General features: G+C 41.2%; 6 protein-coding genes. 3 read left to right on the top strand and 3 right to left on the bottom strand.

Annotation, left to right across the window (positions count from 1 at the left end; translation table 11 throughout):
- Positions 1 to 259: 259 nt before the first annotated feature.
- Together DW015_RS13030 and DW015_RS13025 are read right to left on the bottom strand one after the other, a co-directional pair.
- Entirely contained in the window at positions 260 to 712 is a 453-nt protein-coding gene (locus DW015_RS13030; RefSeq protein WP_117905938.1) for a DIP1984 family protein, read from the bottom strand.
- A 12-nt stretch (positions 713 to 724) separates the two neighbouring features.
- The gene (locus DW015_RS13025; RefSeq protein WP_117905937.1) at positions 725 to 1960 is read right to left on the bottom strand and encodes an RtcB family protein; all 1236 of its coding nucleotides are present in this window, start codon (positions 1958 to 1960) and stop codon (positions 725 to 727) included.
- Positions 1961 to 2102: 142 nt separating this feature from the next.
- Here DW015_RS13025 and DW015_RS13020 point away from each other — a divergent pair, with 142 nt between their 5' ends.
- The 3 genes from DW015_RS13020 (at position 2103) to DW015_RS13010 (ending at position 5660) form a co-directional block, all read left to right on the top strand.
- Entirely contained in the window at positions 2103 to 3347 is a 1245-nt protein-coding gene (locus tag DW015_RS13020) for a WYL domain-containing protein (RefSeq protein WP_117905936.1), read from the top strand.
- Positions 3344 to 4303, top strand: coding sequence for a WYL domain-containing protein (locus tag DW015_RS13015; RefSeq protein WP_117905935.1), 960 nt, complete (start codon positions 3344 to 3346; stop codon positions 4301 to 4303). The genes DW015_RS13020 and DW015_RS13015 overlap by 4 nt, the downstream gene beginning before the upstream one ends.
- Before the next feature lie 103 nt (positions 4304 to 4406).
- On the top strand, positions 4407 to 5660 hold the full coding sequence (locus DW015_RS13010) for an HD domain-containing protein (protein ID WP_181979936.1): 1254 nt from the start codon (positions 4407 to 4409) through the stop codon (positions 5658 to 5660).
- 75 nt (positions 5661 to 5735) lie between these two features.
- On the opposite strand, the gene DW015_RS13005 is transcribed toward DW015_RS13010, so the two are convergent.
- Positions 5736 to 6899, bottom strand: coding sequence for an iron-containing alcohol dehydrogenase family protein (locus DW015_RS13005; protein WP_242993303.1), 1164 nt, complete (start codon positions 6897 to 6899; stop codon positions 5736 to 5738).
- Positions 6900 to 7041 lie beyond the last annotated feature (142 nt).

Below are 7041 nucleotides of genomic sequence, written 5' to 3'. Positions count from 1 at the left end.
TATATTTCTATTATACCACATTGTCTAACAAAAGGGGAGCATTTCAATCAAGGTCATGCCGTTTTTCATATCCCTACCCTATCTACAGTTGATGCAAGGTGGTAATAAGAATTTGTTACGATACGCATGTTACGTTGCTGGCAATGCGTTGTCAAATGAGGACTTGAACCTCTGAAACCTGCCCGAAGTTTCTGTCCATAATCAGCACATTCTCTGCTGATAGAGATACATCCACCCTGTAGATATCCCACCCATTTCATCACACCAGCTCTGTTGTCCAGTTCAGCTCCTGAATTTTCTCGTCCACATTTCTCAGTTCCTTTGAAAGACCGTCAACCGTTTTCTGTATCTCTGTCACAGGCACAGTGCTGACTATTTTTATCTCTGTTCTTGTCATTCTTGTGACACGGCTGCTTGCGGTATCCAGAAAATCCCGCAATACCCTTACCTTCTTTTTCAGGCAATCCCTGTGTGCAAGAAGCTCTGTGATAGTCTTGCCCTCGTATACTGTTCCGCTGTTGGTAAGATTTATCCGTGCCACCAGATCTTCAAGACGGACTATCAGCCTGTCAAGCTCCTCCATAAGAGCCTTTGGGTCTTCCGCAGGAACATCGCCCTCCTGCACCTTTGCGTTATTGTCAAGTCTGACTGAGATCGTGTTTATTCTGTTCTGGATATCAGAACGTTCAGCCAATGCAGTTGCAAGTTTCATATAAATTACCTCCTATCCTTTGACAACGCCCACTGTGAAAAGTTTCTTTATAGGCGTGGTCAGGTCACTTTGATTTTTCATAACAACATCTATATCCTTGTAAGCAAAGCGGCACTCCTCAGCCACGTCTTTCTTACTGGTCTTTCCAAGCACCACGTTTCTTTGCCTCAGGTCTACCATAACAGACTCAACGGAGAATTTCTCCTTTGCGCCTGTGCGTGAATAGTTTCTGCCTGCGCCATGAGAAGAAGTCAAAAAGCTTTCAGCCTTGCCCATGCCCCTGACTATATAGCTGTTTGAGCCCATAGAGCCTGGGATTATAGCGACTTCGCCCTCAGCCGCATGGATAGCGCCTTTGCGGTGTACCCACACGTTCTCACCGTAGTGATTTTCCAGTGCGGCATAGTTATGGTGACAGTTTATCTCGTCACTATAGTTCGGTGTGATACCCGTATACTTCTTAACCTGCTCTGTGAAAATTTGCTTTACCTTTTCAAGCATTACCTCTCTGTTTTCAAAAGCGAAATCCATTGCAAGTTTCATCCAGTTGAGATATCTCTGACCCTCGTCTGTATCCACAGGGAGAAACGGCAAGTTATACTCTGAGGGAACAGTTGAAAAATACTTGTCATTCATCTCATGAGCTATCTTGTTGAAATACTGCCCTATCATGTTGCCGAACATTCGGCTTCCCGAATGGAGCATTATACAAGCCATGCCGTTTTCGTCTTCCTGTATCTCGATAAAATGGTTTCCACCACCAAGCGAGCCAACGGAATAATATCCCTGCTCGATAAAATTCAGCAATTCGCTGTCTGCATTGTATCTTTCTATCTCGCTTTGCGCCTTATCAAGCACGGCAGAAGTCTGCGGCTTGCCGTAATGACTAAAGCCCACTGGGATAGTACGGAGTATATTTCCTACTATCACCTTTATAAGCTCTCCGCTCCCTGTTACAGTGTCACGAAGAATGTTCACAGGGATATCTGTCTGCACGAATGCCATTCCACAGCCGATGTCAACGCCAACTGCATTCGGGATCACCGTATTTTTGCAGGCTATCACACCGCCTATAGGCATTCCCTTTCCTGTATGAGTATCAGGCATCAATGCGATATGGTCATGGGCAAATGGAAGATTTGCAAGGTTTATCGCCTGCTCAAGACAGCTTTCCTCGATATCGTCTATAGACTCTGTCCATATCTTGATCGGTACTAGCATTTTATCTTTATCATAATATTCAAACATTTTGTGTACCTCCTGCTTTTGCTGTTGTATGTATTATAGCAGATAGATACAAAATAATCATATAAAAAAAGGTGCGAGGTTTTGTTATGTATTGCAATGGGAGTATAGATTTGGTATAATGTTATCAAAGGAGGTGTTCTGAATGGCGGTATATTCTGAACTTATAAAAAATTTTGAGAAGATAAGAGAATATGTGCGTGATTTCTATATCTTTGGATTTCACACAAGAGAAAGCTTTGACGCAAAAAGCAAGCGCACCTATGACAACGAAAAGCGCAGGATAGAAAGCTGGCTTTCAGACCACGTTCACACCTCTTTGGAGGGTCACAAAAAGAAAGTATCTGTGCAGGTGGATTCGGGGAACATTTTTCAAAACCCACTGTATCAGTGCTATCGTTCAAAGACCTTTACGGACAATGATATCCGTCTGCACTTTATTTTAATGGACGCTCTTGAAGATAACGCCATGTCAGTATCGGAGATAGCAGACTATATTTCTGCAAACTACGGCATGATAATAGACGTGCAGATAATCCGTATCAAGCTAAAGGAATATGTAAAAGAGGGCTTGGTGTCGGAGGTCAAAAGCGGAAGAAATATCCTATACACCAAAACCGGTTGTTATGCAGATGATATTGTAAGCAGGTATAAGGGCTTGGGGGATATGATAAAATTCTTCTCTGAGGAAAACCCTTTTGGCGTGGTGGGCAGCTTTATCATGGATAAGCTGGGTGCGAAAAATAATATTTTTGTGCGTAAGCACGCTTACATGGTGCATACTCTTGATGATGAGATACTCATTGATATCATGGGGGCAATGGAGCAGAAAAAGGCTGTTCTGCTATCCTGCGTAAGCCGAAAGAACGACAAAAAGCACGAGATAACAGCCGTTCCGCTAAAGATACATTGCTCGGTGCAGACAGGAAGAAATTATCTTATCATGTATTTCACAAAGCAGAAACGTTTGATGTCTGTAAGGGTGGATTCCATAGAGAAAGTGACTCTCCTTGATGTGGTAGCTGACTATGATACATATTACAGATATTATGAGGAAAACCGCAGATTTTTATGGGGAACGAGCTTCGGAAAATCACGCAGATACGGACAAAAAGAGCATATCCACATGGAGATAGCGGTAGACGAAACGAAAGAAATGTATGTTGTGAAGCGTTTGGAACGTGAAAAAAGAAGCGGTACTGTAACAAAGAAATCCGACGGGCTTTACTCCTTTGACATTGACCTTTTTGACGCAAACGAAGCCTTCCCATGGATAAAAACGTTCATCGGCAGGATAGTGGCATTTGAAACAACAAATGAGGAATTGCAGGATAAATTTAATTCAGATATTGCAAGGCTTTATGAAATATACGGAGGTGCTGACAAATGAAACTGTTTTCGGAAATTTACAGCACCTATTACAGCATAACGGAGAAAATTCTGAAAAGACACACTGTCACAAAGGCTGAGATAGCAGATATCATCAGGCAGAACGGCTTTTCTGAAAGCGTTCTTTTTCTCGAACCCAAGCTCACAGGCGAGGGCGGATATGGTCTGCTGAAAAAAGAGGACAGCTTATACAGATCTATCCTGAAAAAAAAGCCTCATATCCCGCTGACGGCACTTGAAAAAGCGTGGCTTTGTGCGGTGCTAAGCGACCCAAGAAGCGGTCTGTTTCTTGACACTGAGCAAAAGTCGCAGTTGACGGAACTGCTTGGTGCGAAAAAGCTATATCAGAGAAACTTTTTGACCTGCTTTGACCAATATTCTGACGGCGATGATTTTCATGACCCACAATACATACAGCATTTTCGGGATATACTCTCGGCTATCCATGGCAAAAAGCTTATCAAAATAAGCTTTCAGACAAGAAAAGACAACCGCATCACACACTATTTTCTGCCCACAAAGATAGAATACTCTGCCAAAAACAACAAGTTCAGGGTTTATGTGAACCGATACCAAAAGCGCAGAATGGTGGACAGTGGAATTATAAATATGTCGCAGGTAACACTCACTAAACTGACAGATATAACGCCTGAGATCTTTTTAGCTGTCACAGACAAGAAAAAGCAGGCAAAAATAAAGATACTTAACGAGCGAAATGCGGTAAATCGTTTTATGCTTGAATTTGCAGAGCTTGAAAAAGAGTCGGTCTTTGATGAGGACAGCGGTGAATGTATGGTTTCTATTAAATATGATGAGCAGAATGAAAATGAGATAATAATACGTTTATTGTCATTCGGACCTGTGGTGGAGGTGCTTTCGCCATATGATTTTCGCAGGAAAATCAAGGAGAGGGTGGACAGGCAGTTGGCTTTGATGAAAAAAACAAAGCGTGAATAGCGTTTGACTTAGCACAACAGAGTGTGCTATACTGAAAATAGCTAATAAATAATTTTTTACATACATCAGAAAAGCACTAAAAAAAAATTATATGAGGTGTCTTATGACAAATAAAGCGGACAGACCATTTTCAGAGGTTGCAGCAACTCCTGAAAATGCAAATTGGGATAAATTAACTGCTCGTTCCTCGGCGTTATACAACAGAGCAGATGATGTAAGAAGTCCTTTTGCACGAGATTACACAAGGATACTTCATTCCACAGCGTATAGACGGTTGAAGCATAAAACCCAAGTGTTTTATAATATAGATAACGACCACATCTGCACAAGAATGGAACACGTTGCTCATGTTGAATCTGTCAGCAGCACTATTGCAAGTAATCTCGGTTTAAATACGGAGCTTACAAAGGCGATAGCAATGGGGCATGATCTGGGTCACGCTCCATTTGGGCATCATGGTGAAACTACTCTAACAAAGCTTTGCCAGAATTATATTTCTAAAGATATGAAATTCTGGCATGAAAAAAACGGATTATATTTTGTAGATAAAGTTGAACTGCTGGCTGACAATTACAACGATTACAAAAATCTTGATCTGACATATGCGGTCCGTGACGGAATAATCTCGCATTGCGGTGAGGTCGATGAAAACGGAACAAAGCCAAGAACAGTATTTATATCATTAGAAGAAGATTTTAAGGAAGCAGGTCAGTATGCACCTATAACATGGGAGGGGTGCGTTGTAAAATTATCTGACAAGATAGCTTATGTCGGACGGGATATCGAGGACGCAATTCAGTTAGGCTTTATTGACGACGAAGCGAAGCATACTCTGAAAAAAATGGCACAGGCAAACGATATAAACGCTATCAACACAACAGTAATAATGCATAATCTTATTATTGACGTATGTCAGAACAGCTCTCACGAAAAAGGTATATGCCTTAGCGATAAATTTCTTTCACAGTTGAATACCATAAAGAAATTCAACTACGATAAGATATATAACAGCGAGCGTTTTGATGCGTTCAAAAAGTATTCTGAGCTGGTTTTATCGCAGATCTTTGAAACGTTGTACAAGCTATATGACGGAAAGCATTCTTTTGAATCACTTGATACGGCAAAAAGATATTACCCTTTACTTATATCTTCTTTTGAAAAATGGCTTGCAAAATATTGTGTTACTGATATTGTACCCGCCGGAGAATTAAGATCCGAAGCTTTGAATTGTGAAAACATAAAAATATATGGAAGCCTAGAAACAAATTTGATCTATGCACAGTCAATAATAGATTTCATTGCAGGAATGACAGACAGATTTGCTGTAAAGCTTTTTAATGAGCTTATCTCTTATTAACATTGCATAAAAAAATGATGCCTTGATTTAATGACCAAAGCATCATTTTTATTGATGTTATTAAAGGAAAGGCGCTTATATTCTCTTTGCAAGAAATTCCTTTCCTGCCTTATCGGTATCAAGTATCGCCTTGATAAACTTTTCTTCCGAAGGCTCGCCAGGAACATAAGTCCACTCAACAACGCTTGCCGTCTTATGTGCAATGGCTGGGACATCTTCTTCTGTCAGAGCTATCTCTCCTAATGTGCATGGCAGACCTATACTGTGGTTGAACTCAAAAATACGCTGACGTTCTTCAAACTGCTCGTCATATGTAAGCAGGCAAAGCACACCGAATGAAACTATCTCTCCGTGGAGGTGGCCATGCTCGCACTTTGGAAACAGCGAAGCGCCATAGTAAACACAGTGGGCAAGAGATGAATTATAATAGTAATCGTCCTTTGGATCGGGGTTGTTCTGATGAACAGTAAAATTTGAAACAAGACCTGTTGTAATGATGATATCGAGAGCTATCTGCTCGATATTCTTTGAAGAAACGTTATTTCTGCAATCCTCAAGTGCTTTTTTTCCGTAGGATACAAGCGGTTTTGTGCATGCCTCTGCAAGAACTCTACCAAGCAAAGGCGTATGGGTCATATCCTTATCACGGCAGGCAAAGACCACCTCGTACTCTTTGCTGAGAGCGTCACCGATACCAGCCCAGAAAAGCTTTTCAGGTGATTCTGCGATTATTTTTGTGTTGATGAAAGTATGGAGCGCAGGTGCTTTGAGGTAAGCATATTCCTTGAAAGTGCCGTCAGCGTTATAGATAACAGATATTGCCGTACAGGAAGCGCAGTTAGAAGCAAGGGTCGGGAAAGTAAAAAACGGCTTGTCAATTCTGTCGCAAAGGGTCTTTACAGTATCAACGGCACGTCCGCCGCCAACGCCAAAGACCATATCTGCATTTTGCACTTCCGGCATAGCTTTAAGCATTTCAATGTTCTCATAATTTGAGTCACCGCCATACCATATGAAGTCGGTTATCTCAAGGTCAGAGCCTTTGAGAGCCGCAAGCAGTTCAGGCTTAGCCTTTTCCATAGCGGTCTTTCCACCGATAACAACAGCGGTTTTTCCATAACGTCGGGTAACATAAGGTATTTCTTTGTAGCAATCGTCGCCAATAGAGTAGCTTGGTAAAAATTCGTTGTAAGACATATTCTTTCCTCCGTTATTTTTAACGGCATTTTCTACCGTCATAATTATATGATTTAATAATACAACTATTTATAGAGTAATTTTGTGATATTTTGTTAATAATTATTAAAAATATATCAAAAAGCGGCACTCCCACTTGACCCGCCCCCTGTCAAGTAGACAGCGCAAAAAACAAAAATATTCT

This window comes from Ruminococcus sp. AF37-20, assembly GCF_003460465.1.
Classification (GTDB): Bacteria; Bacillota; Clostridia; order Oscillospirales; family Ruminococcaceae; genus Hominimerdicola; species Hominimerdicola aceti.
The sequence above is the reverse complement of the archived record's forward strand: the minus strand, read 5'-3'. Positions and strand labels throughout refer to the sequence as shown.